Here is a 25,989-nt window from a genome sequence, read left to right as displayed (position 1 = left end):
GAACACGGTTCCAGTCAACAACTATAAGCGGCATGCAAGCCGTAACTCTTTCAACTACCAAGGAATACACAATGGCTGAAGAACAGCGTGCACCGCGGGGTCGTGATCGCGACCGCAACCGCGAAGAGAAAGTCGACGACGGCATGATCGAGAAGCTGGTCGCGGTCAACCGCGTCAGCAAAACGGTCAAGGGCGGTCGCCAGTTCACCTTCACCGCGCTGACCGTGGTCGGCGACGGCAACGGCAAGATCGGGTTCGGTTACGGCAAGGCGCGCGAAGTGCCGGTCGCGATCCAGAAGTCGATGGAATATGCGCGCAAGGGCATGCTCAACATCGATCTGAACAACGGCACCCTGTGGCACGCGGTGAAGTCCGGCCACGGCGCGGCGCGCGTGTTCATGATGCCGGCGTCGGAAGGTACCGGCGTCATCGCCGGTGGCGCGATGCGTGCTGTGTTGGAAGCGGTCGGGGTCAAGAACGTGCTGGCCAAGGCCGTCGGTTCGCGCAACCCGATCAATCTGGTGCGCGCTACGCTGCGCGGCCTGGAAGATATGCAGTCGCCGTCGCGCATTGCGGCCAAGCGCGGCAAGAAGGTGGAGGAACTCAACCATGGCTAATGCGTCCAACAAGACGGTGAAGGTGCGCCTGGTGCGCGGCCTTCGTGGTACCCAGTCGCGTCACCGCCTGTCGGTGCGTGCGCTGGGCCTGAACAAGCTCAACGATGTGCGTGAACTGAAGGACAGCCCGCAGGTGCGCGGCCTGATCAACAAGGTTCACTACCTCGTCCAGGTTGAGGAGTAAGCGACCATGACTTTGCATCTGAATGATCTGAAGCCCGCCGAAGGCGCGCGGACCGAGCGCACCCGCGTCGGTCGCGGCATCGGTTCGGGCCTGGGCAAGACCTGCGGCCGCGGCCACAAGGGTTCGTTCGCGCGCAAGGGCGGCGGCAAGATCAAGGCCGGCTTCGAAGGCGGCCAGACCCCCATGCAGCGCCGTCTGCCGAAGATCGGCTTCCGTTCCAAGATGGCCAAGGACACGGCCGAAGTGCTGTCCTACCAGCTCGACAACCTTCCGGAAGGCGAGATCGATTTCGCCGCGCTGCGCGCTGCCAAGCTGGTCCCGAGCACCGCGAAGAAGGCCAAGGTCGTCCTCAAGGGCGAGCTGAGCAAGAAGTTCGTGCTCAAGGGTATCGCCGCGACCGCCGGTGCCAAGGCGGCAATCGAAGCTGCCGGCGGCAGCGTGCAGGAGTAACACGCAGATGGCGCAGGCTGGCATGGGTAACCTCGGCGGCGGGCTTGGCAAGTTCACGGAACTTCGCCAGCGCCTGTTGTTCGTTCTCGGCGCATTGATCGTCTACCGCATCGGCTGCTACGTGCCGGTGCCAGGCGTCAATCCCGAAGCCATGCTTGCGCTGATGCAGGCGCAGGGCGGCGGCATCGTGGACATGTTCAACATGTTCTCGGGCGGCGCCCTGCACCGTTTCAGCATCTTCGCGCTGAACGTGATGCCGTACATCTCGGCATCGATCGTGATCCAGCTGGCCACGCACATCTTCCCGTCGCTGAAGGCGATGCAGAAGGAAGGCGAGTCTGGTCGGCGCAAGATCACCCAATATTCGCGCATCGGCGCGGTGCTGCTGGCGGTGGTGCAGGGCGGAAGTATCGCGCTGGCGCTGCAGAACCAGACCGCACCGGGCGGTGCGCCGGTCGTGTACGCGCCGGGCATGGGCTTCGTGCTCACCGCGGTGATCGCACTGACCGCCGGCACCATCTTCCTGATGTGGGTCGGCGAGCAGGTCACCGAGCGCGGCATCGGCAATGGCGTGTCGCTGATCATCTTCGCCGGCATCGTCGCTGGTTTGCCGGCGGCGTCGATCCAGACCGTGGAAGCCTACCGCGACGGCAACATGAGTTTCATCTCGCTGTTGCTGATCGTGCTGACCATCCTCGCCTTCACCCTGTTCGTGGTATTCGTCGAACGCGGGCAGCGGCGCATCACGGTGAACTACGCGCGGCGCCAGGGCGGCCGCAACGCGTATATGAATCAGACCTCGTTCCTGCCGCTGAAGCTGAACATGGCTGGCGTGATTCCGCCGATCTTTGCCTCGAGCATCCTCGCCTTCCCGGCGACCCTGTCGATGTGGTCGGGCCAGGCCGCGTCCAACAGTACCTTCGGCAGCGTGCTGCAGCGTATCGCCAATGCTCTTGGGCCGGGCGAGCCGGTGCACATGATCGTGTTCGCCGCGTTGATCATCGGTTTCGCGTTCTTCTATACCGCGCTGGTGTTCAACTCGCAGGAAACCGCGGACAACCTGAAGAAGTCCGGTGCGCTGATTCCTGGCATCCGTCCGGGCAAGGCCACGGCCGATTACGTCGACGGCGTGCTGACCCGGCTGACCGCCGCCGGCTCGCTGTACCTGGTGATCGTGTGTCTGCTGCCGGAAATCATGCGCACGCAGCTCGGCACCTCGTTCCATTTCGGCGGCACTTCGCTGCTGATCGCGGTCGTGGTGGTGATGGACTTCATCGCGCAGATCCAGGCGCACCTGATGTCGCACCAGTACGAAAGCCTGTTGAAGAAGGCCAACCTCAAGGGTGGCTCGCGCGGCGGTTTTGCCCGCGGTTGATGGCTATAATTTAATTTCCTTCCGCGAAGACGCTCCAGTTCCCGGGCGCAGTCTTCCGACTTGAAGGGCGGCCCATGCAGCGGTCTCGTGCGTGGGTGTGACGTGGTGGTCCTGCGCTGGAGTAGCGCGGGCGGCCAGGGTGGATCCTCACCTGGGCCAACGACGTCCGGCGCCGGAGCATGGGCACACTCCCCATGCCGGGCTTGCGGAACCGAAAGGTTCCGCGGGCTTCCATGTAACCCGAGACCTTGCTAGACTTATAAGTTCACTTTTTGATCCATCCTGCCGGATGGCGCCGCAGTGCGCTGTCGGGCCATCACTCAGTTGGAGAACCGCGTCATGGCGCGTATTGCAGGCGTCAACCTGCCAGCCCAGAAGCACGTCTGGGTCGGGTTGCAAAGCATTTTCGGCATCGGCCGTACCCGTTCCAAGAAAGTCTGCGAAGCCGCAGGCGTGACCTCGAGCACCAAGATCCGTGACCTGTCCGAGCCTGAAATCGAGCGCTTGCGCCTCGAAATCGGCAAGTACATCGTCGAAGGCGACCTGCGTCGCGAAGTAGGCATCGCCATCAAGCGGCTGATGGACCTGGGCTGCTACCGCGGTCTGCGTCATCGTCGTGGCCTGCCGCTGCGTGGTCAGCGCACCCGCACCAACGCCCGCACCCGCAAGGGCCCGCGCAAGGCGATCAGGAAGTAAGGCACAGACATGGCTAAGCCCGCAGCAGCAAAGACCAAGAAGAAGATCAAGCGCGTCGTCACCGACGGCGTCGCCCACGTCCACGCTTCGTTCAACAACACCATCGTGACCATCACTGACCGTCAGGGTAATGCATTGTCCTGGGCGACCTCCGGTGGCGCCGGTTTCCGCGGTTCGCGCAAGTCCACGCCGTTCGCGGCGCAGGTTGCCGCCGAGAAGGCCGGGCGCGCTGCGCTCGACTACGGCGTGAAGTCGCTGGAAGTGCGCATCAAGGGCCCGGGTCCGGGTCGCGAGTCCGCCGTCCGTTCGTTGAACAACGTCGGATACAAGATCACCAACATCATCGACGTGACGCCTATCCCGCACAACGGGTGCCGTCCGCCGAAGAAGCGTCGCGTCTAAAGGAGCGATAAGAAATGGCTCGTTATATCGGTCCTACCTGTAAGCTCGCGCGCCGTGAAGGCGCCGATCTTTCCCTCAAGAGCCCAGCGCGTGCCCTGGACTCCAAGTGCAAGCTGGAGCAAAAGCCCGGCCAGCACGGCGCGACCGCCCGCAAGGGCAAGTTGTCCGACTACGCCACCCAGCTGCGCGAAAAGCAGAAGGTCAAGCGTATCTACGGTCTGCTGGAGCGTCAGTTCCGCAACTACTACAAGAAGGCCTCGACCAAGAAAGGCAACACCGGCGAGAACCTTCTGCAGCTGCTGGAAACCCGCCTGGACAACGTCGTCTACCGCATGGGCTTCGCCGTCACCCGTCCGGCTGCGCGCCAGCTGGTGTCGCACCGTGGCGTGATGGTCAACGGCAAGTCGGTGAACCTGGCCTCGTATCAGGTCAAGGCCGGCGACGCGATCGCCCTGTCGGAAAAGGCGCAGAAGCAGCTTCGCGTGCAGGAAGCGCTGACCGTTGCCGAAACGCACGACCTGAACCCGTCCTGGGTCGAGGTCGATTCGAAGAAGTTCAGCGGCATCTTCAAGGCCGTGCCGGATCGTGCGGACCTGCCTGCTGACATCAACGAAGCGCTGATCGTCGAGTTGTATTCGAAGTAATCACATTGGAGAGCCTCCGGCAACGGAGGCTCGTCAGGAGAACCCGCAACATGACGGTTACCGCCAACCAGGTTCTGCGCCCCCGTGGGCCGCAGATCGAACGCCTTACCGACAACCGCGCCAAGGTCGTAATCGAGCCCTTGGAGCGCGGGTATGGGCATACGCTGGGCAATGCCCTGCGTCGCGTGCTGTTGTCCTCGATCCCCGGCTTCGCGATCACGGAAGTCGAGATCGACGGCGTGCTGCATGAGTACACCACGGTCGAAGGGCTGCAGGAGGACGTGCTGGATGTCCTGCTCAATCTCAAGGACGTGGCCATCCGCATACATACGGGTGACAGTGCCACGCTGTCGCTGTCCAAACAGGGTCCGGGCACGGTCACTGCCGCCGACATCAAGACCGACCACAACGTCGATATCCTCAACAACGACCACGTGATCTGCCACCTGACCAAGGATATGGCGATCAACATGCGTCTGAAGATCGAGCGTGGCTTCGGCTACCAGCCGGCCGCCGCGCGTCGCCGTCCGGACGAGGAAACCCGCACCATCGGTCGCCTGATCCTGGATGCGTCGTTCTCGCCGGTGCGTCGCGTCGCCTACGCGGTCGAATCCGCGCGCGTCGAGCAGCGCACCGACCTGGACAAGCTGGTCCTGGACATCGAGACCAACGGCACGATCGATGCCGAGGAAGCCGTGCGCACCGCCGCCGACATCCTCAGCGATCAGCTGTCGGTGTTCGGCGACTTCACCCATCGCGACCGTGGCGCGGCCAAGCCTGCCAGCAACGGCGTGGATCCGGTACTGCTGCGTCCGATCGACGATCTGGAACTGACCGTGCGTTCGGCCAACTGCCTGAAGGCCGAGAGCATCTACTACATCGGCGATCTGATCCAGAAGACCGAAGTGGAACTGCTTAAGACCCCGAACCTCGGCAAGAAGTCGTTGACCGAGATCAAGGAAGTGCTGGCCCAGCGTGGCCTGTCGCTCGGCATGAAGCTGGAGAACTGGCCGCCGGCCGGCGTCGCCCAGCACGGCATGCTCGGCTAAGCACGCGCACCTGGCCGATGCCGCACTGGCATCGGCCACGGACGCTGCCTGTCCGCGCACCCACGGGCGCCCTCGCGGCGGCTCGCGCAGCATCAAACGCACCACTACGTCGACGGGTCGCTAAGCCCGCTGCGTTGTCCGGTCAAGGACGGCCGGCTCGGACCATCCGCAGTCCATTGTTCAACGCCAGGACGGCGACAGCGATCTCCAGCAGTTTCAACTTTCCATAGGAACCAAGACCATGCGTCACCAGAAATCCGGCCGCAAGTTCAACCGCACCAGCGCCCATCGCCAGGCGATGTTTTCCAACATGGCGGCTTCGCTGTTCAAGCATGAGCTGATCAAGACCACCTTGCCGAAGGCCAAGGAACTGCGTCGCGTCGCCGAGCCGCTGATCACCATCGCCAAGATCGATGGCGTTGCCAACCGCCGTCTGGCCTTCTCGCGCCTGCGCGATAAGGAAGCGGTGGGCAAGCTGTTCGTTGAGTTGGGCCCACGTTACCAGTCGCGTCCGGGTGGCTACCTGCGCATCCTGAAGTGCGGCTTTCGCGCCGGCGACAACGCGCCGATGGCGTACGTCGAGCTGGTCGATCGCCCGACCGCGATCGCCGAGGAAGTGGCCGAGTAAATCCGGCCCCCACCGCGTCAGCAAGAAGCCCGGCATGTCCGGGCTTTTTTGCGTGCGGGGCTGGCGGTTTGCGCCGCGCGCGTGGCGCGCTCGCTGCGCGCAAGGACGCACGGCACATGGTGGCGAGGCGGGCGATGGCGGATAATGCGCGGACCGTTCATGTGAGCCCGACCCGATGAACCCGTTACGCTGGAGTTTCCGCGCGCAGTTCCTGTTCGGCTTTCTGATCTGTGCCGGGCTGCTGGGCTATGCGATCTACGTGCAGCTGCAGCTCGCCATCGAGCCCTGTCCGCTGTGCATCTTCCAGCGCATCGCGTTCGCCGCGCTGGGTCTGCTGTTCCTGCTTGGCGCCTTGCACGGCCCGGCGCGCAGCGGCGGGCGCAAGGTCTATGGCGTGCTGGCGTTCCTGGCCGCGGCCATCGGCGCCGGCATCTCCACCAAGCACGTGTCGGTGCAGTTGTTTCCCGATCCGATGGCCTCCTGTGGTCCGCCGCTGAGCTTCCTGCGCGAGACGCTGGGGCCGTTCGAGGTGCTGCGCCGTGTGCTGACCGGGACCGGCGACTGCGGCAACATCGACTGGCGCTTTCTCGGTCTGTCGATGCCGGTGTGGTGCTTGATCTGCTTCGTGGCGCTGGCGCTGTTCGCGCTGTATGCCGGGTTCAAGGCCCGGCGACGTTCGTTGCACTGAGAATTCTGTGCGAGCGACTTCAGTCGCGACAAGGCACTACCGGTAAGGCCTGTCGCGACTGAAGTCGACTCCCACAACATCTCGTGGGCGGCGAATACATGGGGGGGGCATCCAGCGAAGTTCGGTTTGGCCAACCGGGCGCGCCCGGTTTCGGCACTTGAGCGACTCGCGGCTGCAAGCCCCCCGTGCAGCATCGCTCTTCTCACGGCATCCAGGCCGGCCCGTCGCGGGCGCGGCCTGGCGCAGCGGCCTCAGAAATCCTGCTGCAGGCTCAGGTAGACGCCGCGGCGCGGCGCCCATTGCGGGGCGAATACGCCGATGCCGCCGCCGTCGCGCAGCTGGTAGGCGCGATCGAGCACGTTGAGCACCGCCACTTGTGCGTGCAGCGGATGCGTGCCGAGCGCGAAGTCATGGCCGGCGCTGAGGTTCAACTGGAAGTACGACGGCAGCTCGGCACCGTTGGGCACCGTGTCGGTGTCGGTGCGCAGGCCGCTGCCGAACAGGTAGTTGGCGCCGATCCGGCTGGCGTCGTCGATCGCGTAGCTGATGCCGCCGGACGAAGTGAACTTCTGGTCGTGGTCCAGGTGGATCCAGTTGTCGTAGGCGTAGGCCAACGCGTCCGGATCGAAGTTGTATAGGCTGGTCATGACCCGCTTGCCCATCGCCTTGCTGTAGGCGACGTTGAAGTAGGCGGTGACCGGGCCGTTGTTGTAGTCGGCGCTGAACTCGGCGCCGCGGATGCGGCCGTAGCGGTAATTGAACGTGGAATAGACGTAGGCGGCGCCGAACTGGCCTTCGTCCTGCAGGCGGTCTGCCTTGCGGTAGTACGTGTCCAGGCCCAGGGTCAGGTGCTCGTTGACCACCTGCGAGATGCCCATGTCGTAGTAGTCGCTGCGCTCGCTCAGCGGCGTGGTCGCGCCGCCGGCGGTGGACTGCTGGTTGGTGGTGCCGTCGTACAGGGCGATGTCGCTGGTGGAGATCAGTTCGCTGGCCGGCGGGGTGAAGTAGCGCGCATAGCCGGCATGCACGGTGGTGTCGGCGCTTGCGCGCCAGACCATGCCCAGGCGAGGGCTGAGCTGGCCTTCGGTGGTGCCGAACGCCTTGTAGCGGTCGCCGCGCACGCCGTAATTCACGGTCCAGTCGTCGCCGATCTTCCATTCGTCCTGCAGGTACAGCGCGTAGGTGCTGGCGTGGAAGCGGCTGGCGTCGGGGATGAAGATCGGCGCGTTGCTGGTCTGGTTGCCGTCGGCATCGGCCGGGAACACGTAGGAGTTGTTGCTGGCGACGGCATGCTCGAAATTGCCGTACACGCCATAGCGCAAGGTGTGCGCGTCGCCGAGTGGGGTGGAGAAGTCGGCCTGTACGGTGTTGGCACGGTTGCTGCGGTTCACCTGCGAGGCGACGCCGTCGAAGATCAGGTCGCCGGCGACGTCGGGCGAGAACGCGACGCTGCTGTAGCGCTGCCCGGCCGACAGTTGGTAGCTGGTGGCGCCGAGCGAACCCTGCAGCACCAGGGTGCCGAAGCGGGTGTTCTCGCGCTGGTTTTCGTCGAGCTTGGACGAGTCGAAGTCGGTCGCGCCCAGGTAATCGAACGCCGGCGTTTGCCCGGGATTGTTCGGGATCTGGAAGCGGTTGTTGGCATAGCCGACCAGCAGGCTGAGCCGGGTGTTCTCGTCGATCAGGTAGCTGAGGTCGGCGAAGCCTTTGCCCTGGTGGGTCTTGTCGTGATCGGGATTGCGGCTGTTGACCGGATTCTCCAGGCCGAGCTTGTTTTGCTCGTAGTCGCCGGTGACGAACCAGCTCCAGCGGCCGCTGCTGCCCCACCAGGAGGCGTTCGGATTGAGCGTGCCGTAGGAACCGCCGGTGATGCCGACGCTGCCGCCGTTGCCCAGTTCCGCGCCGCTCTTGGTGGTGATGTCCACCACCGCTGCGGTGCGCTCGCCGAACTGCGCGGGCAGCGCGCCGTCGAGCAGCTTGATGCTCTTGATCGTCCGCGGCTCCAGGCTCTGGCCGAAACCGGAAATGGATTCGGGGATCAGTACGCCGTTGATGCGGTACTGCAAATTGGCGTGGTCGCCGCGCACGTGGATGCCGCCGTAGGAGTCCTGGACCACGCCCGGGGCTTGCAGAAGCACCTGGTTGAGCGGGGTGGCGGCGCCAAGTGGCAAGCGCTCGATGTCCTCGGCGGTGATCGCGTACTGGCTGCTGCCGATGTCCGGCGACAGCGCGTTGCGTGCCGCCTCCAGCTTGGCGGTGACGGTGACCGCATCAAGGTCGGTGGTGCGCTGGGGGCCGGCATCGGCGGCGAGTGCGAAGCCGGGGGCGGCCAGCACGACGAGGGCGATGGCGGCGGAAAGGGGGCGGGGCGTCATGGCGTAGGCGAAACCTGGAATGGAAGGGATACAAATTTGCAATGTAATAACATTCTACTTTCGTAGTGGCGCTGGCGTAGGTCGGAAGTCACGGCTGGCTTGCGTGCTTTGCCTGGCGTTCATGTCCCGGCCTCGATTGCGGCCACGGCCGCGCGCGCGTGTCACGTAGTGCTTTGCGTCGCGGCCAGGCTCTGCGAACATCGCAGGTTGCCAAGGAGTCCTTCCATGAATCTGTCCGTCCCCGCCGCCGCGCCTGAATCCACCCAGCCGTCTTGGGCGCCTGCCAGTTGGCGCGGCAAACCCGCACTGCAGATGCCGGTGTATCCGGATCCGCAGGCGTTGGAGGCGACGCTGGGCGAATTGCGCCACCTGCCGCCGCTGGTCACCTCGTGGGAGATCTTCGCACTGAAGAAGCAGCTTGCCGAGGCGCAGGAAGGCAAGCGTTTTCTGCTGCAGGGCGGCGATTGCGCGGAGAACTTCAGCGATTGCGAGTCCGCCACGATCTCCAACCGACTCAAGGTGCTGCTGCAGATGAGCCTAGTGCTGGTGCACGGCTTGCGCCTGCCGGTGGTGCGGGTGGGACGTTACGCCGGTCAGTACGCCAAGCCGCGCTCGGCCGATACCGAGACCCGCGACGGGGTGACTCTGCCGAGCTACCGCGGCGACGTGGTCAATGGCCCGGAGTTCACCGCGCAGGCGCGCGTGCCCGATCCGCGGCGGATGATCACCGCGCACTCGCGTTCGGCGATGACGATGAATTTCGTGCGTGCGCTGATCGATGGCGGCTTCGCCGACCTGCACCATCCCGAGTACTGGAACCTGAGCTGGGTCGGCTACTCGCCGCTGGCCGAGGACTACCAGAAGATGGTGTCCTCGATCGGCGACGCGGTGCGCTTCATGGAGACCCTGTCCGGCGCGCAGCTGTACAACCTCAACCGGGTCGATTTCTACACTTCGCACGAAGCGCTGCTGCTGCCGTACGAGGAAGCGCTGACCCGCCAGGTGCCGCGGCAATGGGGCTGGTTCAACCTCAGCACGCATTATCCGTGGATCGGCATGCGCACCGCGGCACTGGACGGCGCGCACGTGGAGTATTTCCGTGGCATCCGCAACCCGATCGCGATCAAGGTCGGGCCGTCGGCGCAGCCGGACCAGTTGCTGCGCCTGATCGACGTGCTCAATCCCGAGGACGAACCCGGCCGGCTGACCTTCATCCACCGCATGGGCGCGGCGCAGATCGCGCAGAAACTGCCGCCGCTGCTGGATGCGGTGAAGCGCGATGGCCGCCGCGTGCTTTGGGTATGCGATGCGATGCACGGCAATACCGAGAGCACCAGCAACGGCTACAAGACGCGGCGCTACGACAACGTGCTGGGGGAGGTGGAGCAGTCGTTCGACATCCATGCCGCGGCCGGCACGCGGCTGGGCGGCGTGCATCTGGAGTTGACCGGCGAAGACGTCACCGAATGCACCGGCGGCGCACGCGAGCTGACCGAGCGCGACCTTGAGCGGGCCTACCGCTCCAGCGTGGACCCGCGCTTGAACTACGAGCAGTCGCTGGAGATCGCGCTGGCGATCGTGCGCAAGCAGAACGGGCGCAGCGTGCCGCTGACGACTGACTGAGGCCGCGCCAAGCGCGCGGCTGGTGAGCGCATCGCGCCGCTCGACATCGCGCTCATACCCGCTTTGCCACACTGTCGCGCCTCCTCCCCCCCTTCAAGGAGCGCATCTTGAACCTGGATCTCGACTGGATCCCGTGGCGCAATTACACGCTGCCGATCGGCGCAGCGGTGGTGCTCGGCTTCCTGGCCTGGTGGCTGCTGCTGCGCATCGCGCAGCGCATGCGCGGGCGCGACTACCGGCGCGCGCGCATCGTGGGCGTGCTCAGCGTGCCGATGGCGTTCCTGCTGCCGATGCTGATGCTCAGCTTCGCGCTGGAATCCACGCCGCTGGAGCAGCGCGCGCTGACCGACCTGCAGCACCTGCTGCACATCGGCATGATCGGCTGCGTGACCTGGCTGCTGGTACGCGGCGCCGCCGCGCTGGAAGCGGCGATCCTGCGCAGCTATCCGATCGAAGTGGCCGACAATCTGGCCGCGCGGCGCATCCAGACCCAGACCCGGGTGCTGGCGCGCGTGGCGATGGGCACGATCATCCTGCTCGGCACCTCGGTGGTGCTGCTGACCTTCCCGGCGGTACGCCAGATCGGCACCACGCTGCTGGCCTCGGCCGGCATCATCGGCCTGGTCGCCGGCATCGCCGCCAAGCCGGTGTTCGGCAACCTGATCGCCGGTCTGCAGATCGCCTTGACCCAGCCGATCCGGCTCGACGACGTGGTCATCGTCGAAGGCGAGTGGGGCCGCATCGAGGAGATCGGCAGTTCCTACGTGGTGGTGCGCATCTGGGACGAGCGGCGCATGGTGGTGCCGCTGACTTGGTTCATCGAGAACCCGTTCCAGAACTGGACGCGCAGCAGTGCCGACCTGCTCGGCACCGCGTTCCTGTGGCTGGACTACCGCACGCCGATGCCGCAGCTGCGCGCCGAGCTGGAGCGGATCTGCAAGAGCGAGTCGCTATGGGACGGGCGCGTCTGCGTGACCCAGGTGACCGAAACCAGCGAGAGCGCGATCCAGGTGCGCCTGCTGGTCAGCGCGCGCAATTCCAGCGATGCGTTCGACCTGCGCTGCATCGTGCGCGAGCGGATGATCGATTTCCTGACCCGCGAACATCCGTATGCCTTGCCGAGGATGCGCGCGGAGATCTCTTCGGATACCGCACGCGCGTCACAGCGGCCGCCATCGACCACCAGCGACTCGGCGGCGATGCGCTCGCCCGGCGCCGAGGATGGCGCGCCAGCGGCGACAGGGGGGCAGGATCCTGATGCGCCGCGGCCGGATACGGCATAGCGTTAGCTTGTGCCGTGTCTTCGTGTCTTCGTTGCGGCAGGCGCCTGCAGCGTCCACGCGTTGTTGGTAACGCATGGATTCTCATTGAAACCTGTAGGGCTTCAGCCGCGACCGGGCTTCACCAGGAAGATCCGGTCGCGGCTGAAGCTCCTACACGGCCTGCGGATCGCCTGCTGGGTGCACTGTAGGAGCAACTTCAGCCGCGACATCGTCCGAAGCCGGAAGGCCTGCCGCTGCGCTCGTCGCGACTGAAGTCGCTCCCACAAGGATTCCACCGGCGCCGCGGAGCGGCGAGGCCTCTTGTGGGAGGGACTTCAGTCCCGACTGCATGCCAGTTCGGAACATTCACCACTGCGCTCGTCGCGGCTGAAGACAGTTGCTCCTACAGAGGTTTACTTCGCCAGTCGTCTGTTGATGCGTTGCGCCTTGGCGTCGTTGCGGCGTCACCCGCTTTACGGTGCGGCAGCGCGCGCCTGCGCCGCGGCGATGTCCGGGCTCTGCGTCAGCGGCGAGGGCAGCGGGCCGATGCGCACGCCGCGCAGGTGTGTGCGGCAGTCGGCCGGATGGGCGCGGCGCTGCGGCGGCAGCCGGGTCGGCGGTGTCGCGCGCGGCCAGCACGCTCAGCACCGTCGCGGCGTCGGCGACGCTGCGGGTCGTCGGTTTGGCGCTGTCCTGGCTGGCGGAGATCGGGATGATGCCGTCGCGGCTGATCAGGCCGACGGTCGGTTTCAGCCCGACCAGGCCGTTCACCGCGGCCGGGCAGACGATGCTGCCGTCGGTCCCGGTCCCGATGCCAGCCGCGGCCAGATTGGCCGACACCGCCACGCCGGTGCCGGCGCTGGAGCCGCAGGGATTGCGATCGAGCACGTACGGATGGCGGGTCTGCTCGCTGCGCGCGCTCCAACCGGAACTGGATTTGCTGGAGTGGAAGTTGGCCCACTCACTGAGGTTGCTCTTGCCCAGGATCACCGCGCGGGCCTGGCGCAGGCGCTGCACCAGGATGGCGTCGTGCGGCGGATGGAAGTCGGCCACCGCCAGCGAGCCGGCCGAGTTGGCCATCGGCCGCGCATCGATGTTGTCCTTGAGCACGAGCGGAATGCCGTGCAGCGAGCCGCGCAGATGCCCGGCGCGGCGTTCGGCGTCCAGTTGCTGCGCTTCGTCCAGGGCGTGCGGATTGCGCTGGATGATCGCGTGCAACGCCGGTCCTTGCCCTTGCCGGTCCAGCGCATCGATCCGCTGCAGGTAGGCGGCAGTCAGGCCGGCGCTGTCGAGCGTGCCGCGCGTCATCTGCGCCTGCAGCGTGGGTGTCGGGCAAGTGCGGCGTGCCGGCAGCCGGCGAGGGTGCCGCACAGCAACAAGACGTGCAACAGACGCATCGGCGGCTTCCCCGGGAGTCGTTCTCCAGGAGGCTACGCAGCGCTGTGCGGATTGGCAAACCGGTGCGGAGGGTGGCCCGCAGACACTCAGACGGCAGGACGCCGCCGGCGCCGGACCAGGTCGCGCGCCAGGATGCCGACCACGGCCAGGTTGATCGCCAGGACCGCCCATGACGCCCAGCCGGGATGGCGCGCGATCGCGTAGATGTCGAACGGCAGATAGATGGCCGCGGAGATGCAGCCCAGCATCGACGCCCAGGCCTTGGCGCGCCACAGGCCCCAGGCTTCGACGATGTGCAGCACGCCGTAGGCGAGCATGCCGGCGGCGGCAAGATGCACCGCGCCGGGATTGATCATGGTGAGCAGCGACGGCAGCGCGCCGTGCTCCGGGTCCAGGCTGAAACGCACGATCAGCCGGCCCACCGCCGCGCGCAGCGGCAGTGGGCCCATCAGTTCCAGGCCCGTGGCCGCGAGCACCGCCAGCAGGCCCTTGCCGGCCTCCAGCAGTGCGATCAGGTGCAGACCCGGATGCGCATGCGGATCCGGGTTGTACGCCTTCTTGCTGGCCACGGGGAGTCGGCGATCAGCCGCCGCGACCGGCGCGCTTGCGATCGCTTTCGGTCAGGAACTTCTTGCGCAGGCGGATTTCCTTCGGGGTGACTTCGACCAGCTCGTCGTCCTCGATGAAGTCCAGCGCCTGTTCCAGCGTGTACTTGATCGCCGGAGTCAGCTTGATCGCATCGTCCTTGCCCGAGGCGCGCATGTTGGTCAGCGGCTTGGTCTTGATCGCGTTGACGGTCAGATCGTTGTCCTTGGAATGGATGCCGATCAACTGGCCTTCGTACACGTTGTCGCCTTCGGCAGCGAACAGACGGCCACGCTCTTCCAGTGGGCCCAGCGAGTAGGCGGGGGTGGCGCCGGCGGCGTTGGCGATCATCACGCCGTTCTGGCGCTTGGCGATGGCGCCCTGTTCCTTCGGGCCGTAATGGTCGAACACGTGGAACAGCAGGCCCGAGCCCTGGGTCAGGGTGCGGAACTCGTTCTGGAAGCCGATCAGGCCACGCGCCGGGATCATGTAGTCCAGGCGCACGCGGCCCTTGCCGTCCGGCTCCATGTTCTTCAGCTGGCCCTTGCGCACGCCCAGCTTCTCCATCACCCCGCCCTGGTGCTGCTCTTCGATGTCCACCACCAGCTGCTCGACCGGCTCCATCAGCTTGCCGTCGATTTCCTTGACGATGACTTCCGGACGCGACACCGCCAACTCGAAGCCTTCGCGGCGCATGTTCTCGATCAGCACCGATAGGTGCAGCTCGCCGCGGCCGGAGACCAGGAACTTGTCCGGGTCCGAGCCTTCCTCGACCTTCAGCGCGACGTTGTGCAGCGTCTCGCGCTCCAGGCGCTCGCGTATCTGGCGGCTGGTGATGAACTTGCCGCCGCTGTGTTCCTTGCTGCCGGCGAACGGCGAGTTGTTGACCTGGAAGGTCATCGAGATGGTCGGCTCGTCCACGGTCAGCGCCGGCAGCGCTTCCGGGGTGTCGAGCGCGCAGATGGTGTCGGAGATGCTCATGTCGGCTACGCCGGAGATGGCGACGATGTCGCCGGCCTCTGCCTCTTCCACTTCCACCCGCTCCAGGCCCATGAAGCCCAGCACCTGCAGGATCTTGCCCTGGCGCTTCTTGCCTTCGCGGTCGACGATGCTGACCGGCATGTTCTTCTTGACCTTGCCGCGCTGGATGCGGCCGATGCCGATCAGGCCGACGAAGTTGTTGTAGTCCAGCTGGCTGATGCGCATCTGGAACGGACCGTCCGGGTCCACCTGCGGCGGCGCCACGTGCTTCATGATCGCTTCGTACAGCGGGGTCATGTCGCCTTCGCGGGCGCTGTCGTCCAGGCTCGCGTAGCCGTGCAGCGCCGAGGCGTAGACGATCGGGAAGTCGAGCTGTTCGTTGGTCGCGCCGAGCTTGTCGAACAGGTCGAACACCTGGTCGATCACCCAGTCCGGACGCGCGCCCGGACGGTCGATCTTATTGACCACCACGATCGGCTTGAAGCCCATCGCGAAGGCCTTCTGGGTCACGAAGCGGGTCTGCGGCATCGGCCCGTCCATCGCGTCGACCAGGATCAGCACCGAGTCCACCATCGACAGCACGCGCTCCACTTCGCCGCCGAAGTCGGCGTGTCCAGGGGTATCGACGATGTTGATGCGATTGCCCTGCCAGGTGATGGCCGTGTTCTTGGCCAGGATCGTGATGCCACGCTCCTTTTCCTGATCGTTGCTGTCCATCACGCGCTCGGCCAGCACGGTGCGCTCGGAGAGGGTGCCGGACTGCTTCAGCAGGCAGTCGACGAGGGTGGTTTTGCCATGATCGACGTGGGCGACGATGGCGATATTGCGAAGATTTTCGATGGACATGCGAAAGGGGGCCAACCGGCGCCAGAAAGGAAGGAGAGTTAAGTCTCCTAGTATACCTGCATCTCGGTGCGCCTGCCTGTTCAGGATTCAAGCGGCGGCGACAGGGCCGTTGGCGGTGCCGGAAGCGGGCGAAACAGGCTGCCGTGTATTCTATGCGCCCAAATGACGCCCCCGTTTCCAAGGAATTCCATGTCCCTGATCGCCCATTTCGACACCGCCCGCGGCCCGATCACGATCGAGCTGTATCCCGACAAGGCGCCGCTGACCGTTGCCAACTTCGTGAACCTGGCCAAGCGCGGCTTCTACGACGGGCTGAGCTTCCACCGCGTGATCGCCGACTTCATGATCCAGGGCGGTTGCCCGGAAGGCTCCGGCCGCGGCGGCCCGGGCTACCGGTTCGAGGACGAGACCAACAACGGCGTGCGCCACGATCGCGGCGTGCTGTCGATGGCCAATGCCGGTCCCAGCACCAATGGCAGCCAGTTCTTCATCACCCACACCGCCACCCCTTGGCTGGACGGCAAGCACACCGTGTTCGGCAAGGTGACCCAGGGTCTGGACGTAGTCGACAGCGTCGCCCAGGGCGATGCCATCAACAAGATCACCATCGAAGGCGACACCGATGCGGTGCTGGCGGCCAAGGCCGACCGCGTCGCCGAGTGGAACCGCTTGCTCGACGCCTGAGTGCCGCCGCGACCGGCCTTGCGGCCGGTCGCCGATGGCCGGCGTGCTAACATTTCCAGGTTGATTGCCGCGCCCGAACCTCGATGATGATGCGTTCCCTTTTGCTGTGCGGCTACTGCCGCCGGCAACAGGCAGGTTTCGAACGTGCCCAGGTCCGCTACCGCGTGCTCGATGTGGAGCAGGAGCAGGGCCGCCGTGCGGCCGCCGCACTGCGCCGCGAAGGCGTGCCGATCATGGTGATCGGCCAGCACGTGGTCGACGGCTACCGCATCGCTGATCACCGTGGTGCCGCCCTCGACGCACACCTGCTGCCGCTCGGCTACCGCGTCTACTGACCCCTTATCCCTTTTTTCGCAGAGGAACCCCCCATGAAGACACCCGTACGTGTTGCTGTGACCGGCGCTGCCGGCCAGATCGGCTATGCCCTGCTGTTCCGTATCGCCTCCGGCGAAATGCTGGGCAAGGACCAGCCGGTGATCCTGCAGCTGCTCGAGTTGCCGATGGAGAAGGCCCAGGCCGCGCTGAAGGGTGTGATGATGGAGCTGGAAGATTGCGCGTTCCCGCTGCTGGCCGGCATGGTCGGCACCGACGACGCCGAAGTGGCGTTCAAGGACGCCGACGTCGCCCTGCTGGTCGGCGCGCGTCCGCGCGGCCCGGGCATGGAGCGCAAGGACCTGCTGCTGGAGAACGCCAAGATATTCACCGCGCAGGGCGCGGCGCTGAACAAGGTCGCCAGCCGCAACGTCAAGGTGCTGGTGGTCGGTAACCCGGCCAACACCAACGCCTACATCGCGATGAAGTCGGCGCCGGACCTGAACCCGAAGAACTTCACCGCGATGCTGCGCCTGGACCACAACCGCGCGCTGAGCCAGCTGGCTGGCAAGCTCGGCAAGCCGGTCGGCGGCATCGAGAAGCTGGTGGTGTGGGGCAACCACAGCCCGACCATGTATCCCGACTACCGTTTCGCCACCGTCGATGGGGCGTCCATTGCCGATGCGATCAACGACCAGGACTGGAACGCCGGCACCTTCATTCCGACCGTGGGCAAGCGCGGCGCGGCGATCATCGAAGCGCGTGGCTCGTCCTCGGCGGCCTCGGCCGCCAACGCCGCCATCGACCACGTGCGCGACTGGGTGCTGGGCAGCAACGGCAAGTGGGTGACGATGGGCGTGCCGTCCGATGGCTCCTATGGCATTCCGGAGGGCGTGATGTTCGGCTTCGCGGTGACCACCGAGAACGGCGAGTACACCCTGGTCAAGGATCTGCCGATCGACGACTTCAGCCAGAAGTACATCGACAAGACCCTGGCCGAGCTTGAGGAAGAGCGCAGCGGCGTGGCGCACCTGCTGGGCTGATCGCTCCCGCGATCGCGTCACCGAACGCCGGGCGCTGCCCGGCGTTCGGCGTTGTGGGGCTCCAAACCTGGGGGCTGCCTTGATTGGGGGGCGCGAGGCTGCGCCCGTACCCTCATCCGCTCCTGCGGGGCACCTTCTTTCGCTGGGAGAAGGAACAGCTAGCCCTTCTCCCGTCGGGAGAGGGGGGGGAGCGTCCGGCGCGAAGCGTCTCGCGGAGTTTGAGTGCACGAGACTGCTTCGTACAGTGACTGGTCGGCTTCGTGGAGTGTCGGGGGGAGAAGCCACCGCGCTGTGCTACGTTCCTGCAACCATTCGCCAGGGAACAACCTCATGCTCGCGCCGTATCGCTGGATCGGAGTGCTGGCCATCGCCAGCCTGTTGCCGCTCGCCGCCGCGGCCGCCGACGGCGGTTACCGCCAGCCGCCCGAGCCGCTGCTGGGGGTGATGCGCGCGCCGTTGAATCCATCGCCGCGCTTGGATCCCACCGGCAAGACCCTGCTGCTGGTGCAGCGCACCCAGTATCCACCGATCGCGCGCGTCGCCGAGCCGTACCTGAAGCTGGCTGGCGTGCGCGTGGAGCCGCGCAGCCATAGTCGCCACGACATGTCCAGCGGTTACGGCATCCGTGCCTGCCTGGAAGGCTTCAGCCTGGTCGAGGTGGCCAGCGGCAAGCAGACCGCGGTGACCCTGCCGGCCGGCGCGTGTCCGGCGCAGCCGGTGTGGTCGCCGGACGGGCGTCGTTTCGCCTTCAACAACACTGCCGCCGACCGCGTCGAGCTGTGGTTGGGCGACGTCGCCACCGGCAACGTGCGCCGCATCGACGGCGTGCAGCTCAACCCGGTGCTGGGCGGCGAGATCCAGTGGCTGGGCGGCAGCGACACGCTGCTGCTGAAGACCGTGCCGCAGGACATGGGCGCACCGCCACGTAAGGCTGCGGTGCCGCCTGGACCGGAGGTCAAGGAAACCATCCAGGGCAAGGGCGAGAGCAGTACCTACGAGGCGCGCGACACGCTGTCCAGTCCCGAGGACGAGGCGCTGTTCGCGTATTACGCGACTTCCCAGTTGCTCACCGTCGATGCGGCCAGCGGCAAGCAGAACAAGGTCGGCGCGCCGGCCGTTTACACCGCAGTGGATGGCGCGCCCGACGGCCGCCATGTGCGCGTGGAGCGGCTCAAGCGGCCGTATTCCTACGTCACCACCTATGCGCGTTTCGCCCATGATGTGGCGGTGCTCGATCTGGCCAATGGCGGCGAGCGCGTGCTGGCCGATCTGCCGGTCGCCGACCGGGTGCCGGTGCAGGGCGTGCCGACCGGTCCGCGCGCGTATTCCTGGCGGGCCAACCAGCCGGCCACGCTGGTCTGGGCCGAGGCGCTGGACGGCGGCGACTGGAAGGCCAGCGTGCCGGCGCGCGACAAGCTGCTGACCCTGGCGGCGCCGTTCACCGCCAAGCCGCGCGAACTGGCGCGGGTGGCCCAGCGCTACGCCGGCCTGTCCTGGTTCGCCCAGGGCGGGCAGGCGCTGCTGGACGACTACGACGAGAACCGCCACTGGCGGCGCACCACCCTGCTGGACGCCGACCGCCCCGGCACGCCCGGCCGGGTGCTGTTCGATCTGTCCACCGACGATCTGTACGCCGATCCCGGTGCCCCGGAACTGCGCGTGCTGGCCAACGGCGAAGCGGTGCTGCGCGAGGACCGCGGCGCCCTGTTCCTGAGCGGGCAGGGCGCCACGCCGGCCGGCAACCGCGCGTTCCTGGACCGCTACGCACTGGCCAGCGGCAAGACCGAGCGCCTGTTCCGCAGCGACGCCAGCGTGGACGAATTTTTCTTCGGGTTCGCCGGCGACGACACCACCCGGTTGCTGACTTGGCGCCAGTCGCCGACCGATCCGCCGAACGTGTACCTGCGCGCGCTAGGCCAGGCACAGACCGGTGCGACGGCGGGTGACGCGGTCTATGCATCGGCGGCCGCGCCGATCACCCGCTTCCCCGATCCGACGCCGCTGGTGCGGCAGATCAAGAAGCGGCTGGTGACCTACAAACGCAAGGACGGGGTGGAACTGTCGTTCACCCTGTACACGCCGCCGGGCTACAAGGAAGGCACGCGGGTGCCGGCGATCCTGTACGCCTATCCGCTGGACTACGCCGATCCTTCCAAGGCCGGCCAGGTCAGCGGCGCCAACGAGCGCGACTTCACCAGCCTGCGTTCCTACCAGCTATTGTTGCTGGCCGGCTACGCGATCATCGACGACACCGCATTCCCGATCGTCGGCGATCCCAAGACTGCCTACGACACCTATCTGCAGCAACTGGTGGACAACGCCACCGCCGCGGTGGACAAGGCGGTGGAGCTGGGCGTGGTCGATCGGCAGCGGATCGGCGTCACCGGCCACAGCCACGGCGCGCTGATGGCGGCCAACCTGCTGGCGCATACCGACCTGTTCCGCGCTGGCGTGGCGACGAGTGGCAGCTACAACAAGACCCTGACCCCCTTCGGCTTCCAGAACGAGCGGCGTTCGTTCTGGGCCGCGCCGGAGGTCTACGCGCAAGCGTCGGCGTTCTTCCATGCCGACAAGATCGACGAGCCGCTGTTGATCGTGCACGGCATGGACGATGCCAATCCCGGCACCGAAACCACTCAGGCGCCGCGCCTGTTCCAGGCAATCCGCGGCAACGGCGGCACCGCGCGGCTGGTGCTGCTGCCGTTCGAGCCGCACTGGTATAGCGCGCGCGAGTCCAACGAAGACGTGGTGGCCGAGATGCTGGAGTGGTTCGACCGCTACGTGAAGCATGCGCCGTCGCGTGCGGCGGCTGCGAAGGCGAAAGCGGCAGCGCAAAAGCAGTAAGCAGTCTACCGGCGGCGGCACAGGCAGGTGCCGCCGCGGCGGCGCCCGCGCCCTTTGGCGAAGGTCGGAACGACGCCCGCGCTGCGCAGGGACGATGCTCGGCGCGGGTGCATCGCCTTGGAAGGAGCCGCATGGACGATGCGACGCTGTCCACTGGCAGCCGTCGCCGCAGACGATCTCCGGCACCACCGGCAAGCCCAAGGGCGTGCTGGTGATCGAGCCGCCGCTGCCGCCGGGCTGCATGACCGCGGTGTGGAACGACGACGCAGCTGTTTCGGCCATTTCGAGGAGCTGCTGTACAGCACGCTGGATTGGGCGATCTGCGACGACGATGGCCATACCTTCATCCTCGGCCGCACCGACGACGTGATCAACGTCGCCGGCCATCGCCTGGGCACGCGCGCGATCGAGGAAGCCATCGCCGGCCACGCCGATGTGGCCGAGGTGGCGGTGATCGGCATGCACGACGAACTGATGGGACAGGTGCCGCTGGTGTTCGCGGCGCTGAAACAGCAGGCCGCGCCCGATGCAGCGAACACCAGCGCCGCGCAGTTGCGGCAATGCGTGGTGGAGCGGCTTGGTGCGGTCGCGCGGCCGGCGCAGGTGTACCTGGTGCAGGCATTGCCGAAGACGTGCTCGGGCAAGCTGCTGCGGCGTTCGCTGCAGGCGCTGGCCGAGCAGCGCGATCCCGGCGACCTGTCGACGCTGGATGATCCCTGCGCGCTCGACGAGATTGGTCGGGTGCTGGCGCGCTGATGCGCCATTGCATCGCGCCGGCTGCCGCTGACGCGCAATCGGTGGAGGGAGCGCTGAGCGAGCGCTATGCCGATCCGCGCTGATGCAGTTCTGCAGCCAACGCAATGTGCGGGAGCGATTTCAGTCGTGACCGGCGTCACCGGGAAGGCGTGTCGCGACTGAAGTCGCTCAGACGTGGTATCAGCTGGCGCGGAAATCGTCCAAGAAGTTACCTGCGTACGCAGCAAACAACACCCGCATGCGATGCGGCTGCGTCGCTACGCTCACTCCAGGCCTTCGGCCTGCAGCGCCGCCAGCACCTGCGGATCGGCGGCCATGCGCTCGAAGAAACGCTGCAGATTGGCGCCGGTTTCGAGCTTCAGTCCCCGCGCCCAGCGCAGGGTCACGAACAGATACGCATCGGCGATCGAACGCTGCGTGCCGGCGAGCCATTGCTGCGTCCCCAGCTGCGCGTCCACGCGCGCGTACAGCGTGCGCAGGCGTTCGCGCGCATGTTCCTGGGTGCGCGCGATCGTCGCCGCGTCCTCAAGGTAGCGCGTGCTGCCGAACAACGGATGGAAGGCGGGATGCAGGTCGGCGTTGAGGAAGGCGAGCCAACGCTGCACTTCGGCGCGACTGCGCGCGCTGCCGTCGCCGGCCAGCTGTGCCGCGGGTGCGACATCGGCGATGTAGTTGAGGATCGCCGAGTTCTGGGTCAGCACCCAATCGTCGATCTGCAGCGTGGGCACCGCGCCTGCAGGGTTGATCGCGAGATAGGCCGGTGCCTTCATCGCGGCGGCGTCGAGCAGTTCCAGTTCGAACGGCAATTGCGCCCAGCGCAGCGCGATGTGGTCGGCCAGCGAACAGGCGCCAGACTTGGCATACAGTTTCATTGCAGGACTCCGCACCGACAAAGGGCCGACAAGCGTAACCGGCCCTGCGTGCAGATGGCGATAGCGCGGCGTTTTCGCTCAGGATGCGTTGCGTGGCCGCAGCTTCTGCACGCGGTAGAACGTGTGGTCGCCGATCGTCGCCACCTGGTAGGCGTTGCGCCAGCTCGGATTGGCGATCGCGTGCGCGGCGAAGTGGCTGGCGCCGGGCACGATCTCCTTGCGCTGGCCCTGCGGCAGCGCCCAGTTGCGTTCGGCGGCGAAGGCGACGTTGACCGCGTCGGCCCAGGCGTCCTCGTTCTTGAGTTCTGTACCCGGTTTCACCAGCCCCGGCGCGAACTGCTTGCGCGCGGTGACCACCTGGCACATCGAGTTGCCCCACAGGCCGCTGTCCAGGCGCCGCAACGCGACTTCGGCGACTGCCTGCTGGCCGCGCAACGTCTGGTCGCGCGCTTCCAGGTAGACGGTGGTGCTCAAACACAGCGAATCGGCGGCGGGTTGCGGCAACAGTTGCGACAGCCAGAGTATCCAGGCCAGTTTCATATAACTCCTTGCTCCGTATGGGCCGTCATCGGCGCTGCAGCGGGTGGCGCGGCAAGGCGATGCGGCTTGGCGTCATGGGGAGGCGGCCTGTCACGGGCCGCCCGGGTGCCGGCGCGATCTGGAGGCCGGCGAATCCGCCAGAATGGGCGGATCGGAAGTGGCGCGCACAATAGGCGCCGCTTCCACAATCGCAACTGAACCTTGGTCGTTGACAGGGTTCACTATCCGTGTCGCGCGCGCGGCGCGTGGCGCCGCGCGCGGAGATCGAAGCGTGGTGTATCGGTTGCGACGACGCTCAGGGAAACTGACGGCGCTGCATCAGCATCGCGTAGACCTTCACCACCGGATCGCGATGTCCGACCAATTGCGCGAGCCTTTGCGTGCGGTCGGGCCAACGCTGCATCTGCTCGGCGACCACGTGTAGGTCGCCGAACCAGGTGTCGTGGTCCTGCGCGTAGTACGGGCCGGACAGCAACGCTGCCATCAGCGCGACGCCGCGATCGCGCGACGCGCCGCTGGGCGCATATTCCAGATAGCGCAGCAGTTCGCGCAGCCGCGCACGCTGCACGCGGCCGCTGCCATCGCCTGCTGCGGTTTGCTGCAGTACGCCATGGTCGAGCTGGTCGAGGAATTCGGCGGAGGCTTTTTCCAGCGCTGGATCGGCCGCAGAGGCGTCGGGCAGCAGCAGTTGCGTGCGCACGTTGTAGCCAGCCTCGCGGATCAAGGAGATCGCCTCGTCGTCGATCGATTCCTGCACTACCGGCGGTGCCGGCGGGATGCGTTCGTTCGGCAGTTCGGCGACGAAACGCTGTTCGAGCAGCCAGTGGTTGCCGAGCAGGCTCGCCGGGCAACGCGCCTGCGCCAGATGCGCCGCGACATAAGTGCGGTACGCCGCATGCAGCCGCTCGCGCAGTGCCGTGTCCTGCAGCCATTGCAGCAGCAGCGGCATGTCCGCGGCGACGCCCAGTTCGGTGGCGGTGAAGCCCGGATCGTTGCCGCGGATGCGCGCGAACATGCGCAGCAGGCTGTCGGCGACCTGGGCTTGGCCGTTGCGATCCAGCGCCGTGCTGGCGAGCACCATCTTCAGCGCCGGCGCCACGTCGGTTTCCTGTTGCGCCTTGTCCACGCGCTCGGCGAGCGCAGCCGCCTGCGGCGCGGCCTGGGCCGGCTGCAGCGCGGTCGCCAGCGCGTAGGTGGCGCTGGGATCGTCGATCAGCTCGGTATCGCAGCCGGCAGCCTGCGGCGCCGGCAGCGTCGCGAACAGCGCGGCTGCCTGTGCGGGAGACGTCGCCAGGAAGCGCGCAGCGCGCGTTTGCAGCGACAGCCGGTCCAGGCCGGCGGTGCGGGTGTTGCGCAATTCGTCGCTGCGCTCTTCGCTGGCATAGCCGGCGCTGGCCAGACCGGGCATGCGTCGCATCGCGCGTTCTGCCAGGACCGAGGCCTGTTGCGCAAGGCGCATCGCGGCGTCGCGGCGATCGCCGCCGGCCGTCAACGGCAGGTCTTTGGCGTCAGCGATGCGCAGCAGCGCGTCGGCCTGGAAATCGGCCGGTAGCGCCTGTGCCGCGGCGATGACCTCGCGCGCCGATGGGCCGGGCACGGTGTCGATAGAAGAAGGCGATGCGGACGACATGTCGTTCGCGGAGACAGCGCGATGCCCGGACGCAGGCGCGGCGGCTGGCGCCGTGCTGGCGCGGGCGCCTTCCGCGGTCGCTGCGCGTTGCAACAGGAGCCAGCTCACACCAGCGACGAGAAGCAGGACAAGCAGGTGACGGGGGCGTGGACGGTGAATGGGACGCATAGCGGATGCTTCCTGGGTGGAGAGTGCGGCGGGAAGCCGGGGAGCGGACTCCCCGGCCGGATCATGCCGCGATCACTCGTAGCGCGAGGTATTACGGAAAATGTGCGAACGGGTAATGCTGAGCGGGTCGTCGGTGATGATGCTGGTGAAGCCGGCCAACGCCTGCACGCCGAAGTCGGAACGGTCGTCGGCGGCTTCGTTGCCGAAGTACTTGGTGCGCGTCAGGTAGTCGCTCAGCGCCGCACAGCAGGTCCCGTTGCTACGAACGAAATGCTGGCCGTCGTGGGCGCTGAGGCGGTACTCCGGCACCGGCGAGAACGCACCGAGCGCGTGGTGATGGGCCTGCTGGCCGGCCAGCAGTTCGGCGGTCGGATCGCTGCGGCGCGGTTGTTTGTTGCCGATTTCCAGCCAGGCGAAGCCGTTCTGGCCGCGGGCCTGTTCGATCCAGGCATTGACGCGGCAGGACGGCGAGTTGGGAGTGATCGCTCCGCACAGGCCGGTGTAGCCGCCGTCGGCGAGCCTGTCCATGTCGCCGGCGTAGACGGTCGGTGCGAACGCGACGCCCTTGGTGAAGCGGGTGATGTCGCCAGGCTTGCCGGCCAGCAACGAGGCGCTGAACTTCAGCACCACCTGGTTTTCCATGCGGAAGGAGCGGGCCAGGTCGGCCGCGCGCGACACCGCGTCCAGGGTTTTCAGGTCCAGCACCACGACCATATGATTGGCGTGGCTGACAACGGTGTTGAGCGCGCCGCCGAGCGGCACAGGACGGTAATTGGTCTTGGCGAAGTTCTTGTCGCGCAGGAACGAATTGACCAGCTCGTGGCTGGTCATGGTGCGGATGTCCGGATTCCAGCCGGACGGGTTGAGCCCATTCTGGAAGATGTTGAAGTTCGGCGAATGGTCGATCACGCGGCCGGCGTTCTGGTCGTGGAACAGCCACAGTTGCCCATCGGAGGACTGCTTGACGTCCAGTTCGATTGCTTCGATGTTGTTGTTGTAGGTGTTGAGGATGGAGCAGGTGGAATTTTCCGGGCAGCCGTTGCCGACCAGGCCGCGATGCGCGATCACCGCGACGCTGGCGCGGTTGCCCTGGTAGGGGCTTTTCATGGTGTTGAGGATGTGCTGCGGATTCCAGTTGTTGGCCGCCGAGGCGAGGCCGGACAACACGGTCAGCGAGGCGCAGGCCAGGACCAGCGATAAGGTCTTGAAGCGTTTCTTGGACGATTTCATATGTTCTCCCCTTGGGATTGGATGGATGTCAGTGAAGCAGGCGCAACGACGCCGATGGCGGCCGACCGTGTTGGCTCGACCGTCGTGGCGAATCGCTCGGAACGACGGCT

At 66.4% G+C, this 25,989-nt stretch carries 23 protein-coding genes and 2 pseudogenes; 17 read left to right on the top strand and 8 right to left on the bottom strand.

Annotation, left to right across the window (positions count from 1 at the left end):
* Positions 1–71: 71 nt before the first annotated feature.
* The 10 genes from rpsE (at position 72) to E4A48_RS12675 (ending at position 6,733) form a co-directional block, all read left to right on the top strand.
* Positions 72–617, top strand: a complete 546-nt coding sequence (rpsE, locus tag E4A48_RS12720; protein WP_003470641.1) for a 30S ribosomal protein S5 — start codon at positions 72–74, stop codon at positions 615–617.
* Entirely contained in the window at positions 610–801 is a 192-nt protein-coding gene (gene rpmD, locus E4A48_RS12715; RefSeq protein ID WP_003470639.1) for a 50S ribosomal protein L30, read from the top strand. The genes rpsE and rpmD overlap by 8 nt, the downstream gene beginning before the upstream one ends.
* 6 nt (positions 802–807) lie before the next feature.
* Positions 808–1,251, top strand: a complete 444-nt coding sequence (rplO, locus tag E4A48_RS12710; RefSeq protein WP_003470637.1) for a 50S ribosomal protein L15 — start codon at positions 808–810, stop codon at positions 1,249–1,251.
* A 7-nt stretch (positions 1,252–1,258) separates the two neighbouring features.
* Positions 1,259–2,626: a preprotein translocase subunit SecY gene (secY, locus tag E4A48_RS12705; protein ID WP_058196276.1), complete on the top strand. Its 1,368-nt coding sequence runs from the start codon at positions 1,259–1,261 to the stop codon at positions 2,624–2,626.
* 339 nt (positions 2,627–2,965) lie between these two features.
* Positions 2,966–3,322, top strand: coding sequence for a 30S ribosomal protein S13 (gene rpsM, locus E4A48_RS12700; RefSeq protein WP_039007503.1), 357 nt, complete (start codon positions 2,966–2,968; stop codon positions 3,320–3,322).
* A 9-nt stretch (positions 3,323–3,331) separates the two neighbouring features.
* Positions 3,332–3,724: a 30S ribosomal protein S11 gene (rpsK, locus tag E4A48_RS12695; protein WP_003470632.1), complete on the top strand. Its 393-nt coding sequence runs from the start codon at positions 3,332–3,334 to the stop codon at positions 3,722–3,724.
* A gap of 14 nt (positions 3,725–3,738) precedes the next feature.
* Complete coding sequence (gene rpsD / locus E4A48_RS12690; RefSeq protein WP_039007500.1) at positions 3,739–4,368, top strand: 30S ribosomal protein S4; 630 nt, start codon at positions 3,739–3,741, stop codon at positions 4,366–4,368.
* Positions 4,369–4,418: 50 nt separating this feature from the next.
* Positions 4,419–5,417 carry a DNA-directed RNA polymerase subunit alpha gene (locus tag E4A48_RS12685; protein ID WP_039007499.1) on the top strand — a complete coding sequence of 333 codons (999 nt, stop codon included), beginning with the start codon at positions 4,419–4,421 and terminating at the stop codon, positions 5,415–5,417.
* Positions 5,418–5,658: 241 nt separating this feature from the next.
* Complete coding sequence (gene rplQ, locus E4A48_RS12680; protein ID WP_039007498.1) at positions 5,659–6,045, top strand: 50S ribosomal protein L17; 387 nt, start codon at positions 5,659–5,661, stop codon at positions 6,043–6,045.
* Positions 6,046–6,220: 175 nt separating this feature from the next.
* On the top strand, positions 6,221–6,733 hold the full coding sequence (locus tag E4A48_RS12675) for a disulfide bond formation protein B (protein ID WP_058196277.1): 513 nt from the start codon (positions 6,221–6,223) through the stop codon (positions 6,731–6,733).
* A gap of 251 nt (positions 6,734–6,984) precedes the next feature.
* On the opposite strand, the gene E4A48_RS12670 is transcribed toward E4A48_RS12675, so the two are convergent.
* Complete coding sequence (locus tag E4A48_RS12670; RefSeq protein ID WP_058196278.1) at positions 6,985–9,105, bottom strand: TonB-dependent receptor; 2,121 nt, start codon at positions 9,103–9,105, stop codon at positions 6,985–6,987.
* Between the two features lie 225 nt (positions 9,106–9,330).
* On the opposite strand from E4A48_RS12670, the gene E4A48_RS12665 reads away from it, so the two are divergent.
* Both E4A48_RS12665 and E4A48_RS12660 read left to right on the top strand, forming a co-directional pair.
* On the top strand, positions 9,331–10,728 hold the full coding sequence (locus E4A48_RS12665) for a class II 3-deoxy-7-phosphoheptulonate synthase (RefSeq protein WP_142742533.1): 1,398 nt from the start codon (positions 9,331–9,333) through the stop codon (positions 10,726–10,728).
* Between the two features lie 113 nt (positions 10,729–10,841).
* Complete coding sequence (locus E4A48_RS12660) at positions 10,842–12,011, top strand: mechanosensitive ion channel family protein (RefSeq protein WP_176717163.1); 1,170 nt, start codon at positions 10,842–10,844, stop codon at positions 12,009–12,011.
* Positions 12,012–12,475: 464 nt separating this feature from the next.
* Here E4A48_RS12660 and E4A48_RS12655 read toward each other — a convergent pair.
* The 3 genes and pseudogenes from E4A48_RS12655 to typA all read right to left on the bottom strand — a co-directional run.
* Positions 12,476–13,298, bottom strand: a pseudogene (locus tag E4A48_RS12655) (amidase family protein); the annotation flags it as partial.
* A gap of 176 nt (positions 13,299–13,474) precedes the next feature.
* A complete protein-coding gene (locus tag E4A48_RS12650) occupies positions 13,475–13,957 on the bottom strand; it encodes a DUF2127 domain-containing protein (RefSeq protein ID WP_039007490.1) in 483 nt (160 codons plus the stop codon).
* Between the two features lie 13 nt (positions 13,958–13,970).
* A complete protein-coding gene (typA, locus tag E4A48_RS12645; protein ID WP_003470617.1) occupies positions 13,971–15,800 on the bottom strand; it encodes a translational GTPase TypA in 1,830 nt (609 codons plus the stop codon).
* Positions 15,801–15,989: 189 nt separating this feature from the next.
* On the opposite strand from typA, the gene E4A48_RS12640 reads away from it, so the two are divergent.
* The 5 genes and pseudogenes from E4A48_RS12640 to E4A48_RS12620 all read left to right on the top strand — a co-directional run.
* Positions 15,990–16,484: a peptidylprolyl isomerase gene (locus E4A48_RS12640; protein ID WP_039007485.1), complete on the top strand. Its 495-nt coding sequence runs from the start codon at positions 15,990–15,992 to the stop codon at positions 16,482–16,484.
* 86 nt (positions 16,485–16,570) lie between these two features.
* Entirely contained in the window at positions 16,571–16,819 is a 249-nt protein-coding gene (locus E4A48_RS12635) for a thioredoxin domain-containing protein (protein WP_230812700.1), read from the top strand.
* A gap of 33 nt (positions 16,820–16,852) precedes the next feature.
* Positions 16,853–17,839: a malate dehydrogenase gene (locus tag E4A48_RS12630; RefSeq protein ID WP_039007480.1), complete on the top strand. Its 987-nt coding sequence runs from the start codon at positions 16,853–16,855 to the stop codon at positions 17,837–17,839.
* Between the two features lie 330 nt (positions 17,840–18,169).
* On the top strand, positions 18,170–20,683 hold the full coding sequence (locus tag E4A48_RS12625) for a S9 family peptidase (protein WP_142742532.1): 2,514 nt from the start codon (positions 18,170–18,172) through the stop codon (positions 20,681–20,683).
* A 199-nt stretch (positions 20,684–20,882) separates the two neighbouring features.
* A pseudogene (locus E4A48_RS12620) lies at positions 20,883–21,439 on the top strand (AMP-binding enzyme); the annotation flags it as partial.
* Between the two features lie 263 nt (positions 21,440–21,702).
* Here E4A48_RS12620 and E4A48_RS12615 read toward each other — a convergent pair.
* The 4 genes from E4A48_RS12615 to E4A48_RS12600 all read right to left on the bottom strand — a co-directional run bounded on the left by E4A48_RS12615 (position 21,703) and on the right by E4A48_RS12600 (position 25,879).
* On the bottom strand, positions 21,703–22,311 hold the full coding sequence (locus E4A48_RS12615; RefSeq protein ID WP_039007475.1) for a glutathione binding-like protein: 609 nt from the start codon (positions 22,309–22,311) through the stop codon (positions 21,703–21,705).
* A 78-nt stretch (positions 22,312–22,389) separates the two neighbouring features.
* The gene (locus E4A48_RS12610) at positions 22,390–22,851 is read right to left on the bottom strand and encodes a cell wall hydrolase (RefSeq protein WP_039007472.1); all 462 of its coding nucleotides are present in this window, start codon (positions 22,849–22,851) and stop codon (positions 22,390–22,392) included.
* A 295-nt stretch (positions 22,852–23,146) separates the two neighbouring features.
* The gene (locus tag E4A48_RS12605) at positions 23,147–24,481 is read right to left on the bottom strand and encodes a hypothetical protein (RefSeq protein ID WP_142742531.1); all 1,335 of its coding nucleotides are present in this window, start codon (positions 24,479–24,481) and stop codon (positions 23,147–23,149) included.
* A gap of 240 nt (positions 24,482–24,721) precedes the next feature.
* Positions 24,722–25,879 (bottom strand): glycerophosphodiester phosphodiesterase family protein, encoded by a 1,158-nt coding sequence (locus E4A48_RS12600; protein ID WP_039007467.1) that lies wholly within the window; start codon positions 25,877–25,879, stop codon positions 24,722–24,724.
* Positions 25,880–25,989: the final 110 nt, after the last annotated feature.

It is taken from the genome of Xanthomonas translucens pv. cerealis (genome assembly GCF_006838285.1).
In the GTDB taxonomy this organism is placed as follows: Bacteria; Pseudomonadota; Gammaproteobacteria; order Xanthomonadales; family Xanthomonadaceae; genus Xanthomonas_A; species Xanthomonas_A cerealis.
This window is presented reverse-complemented; position numbering and strand designations above follow the sequence as displayed.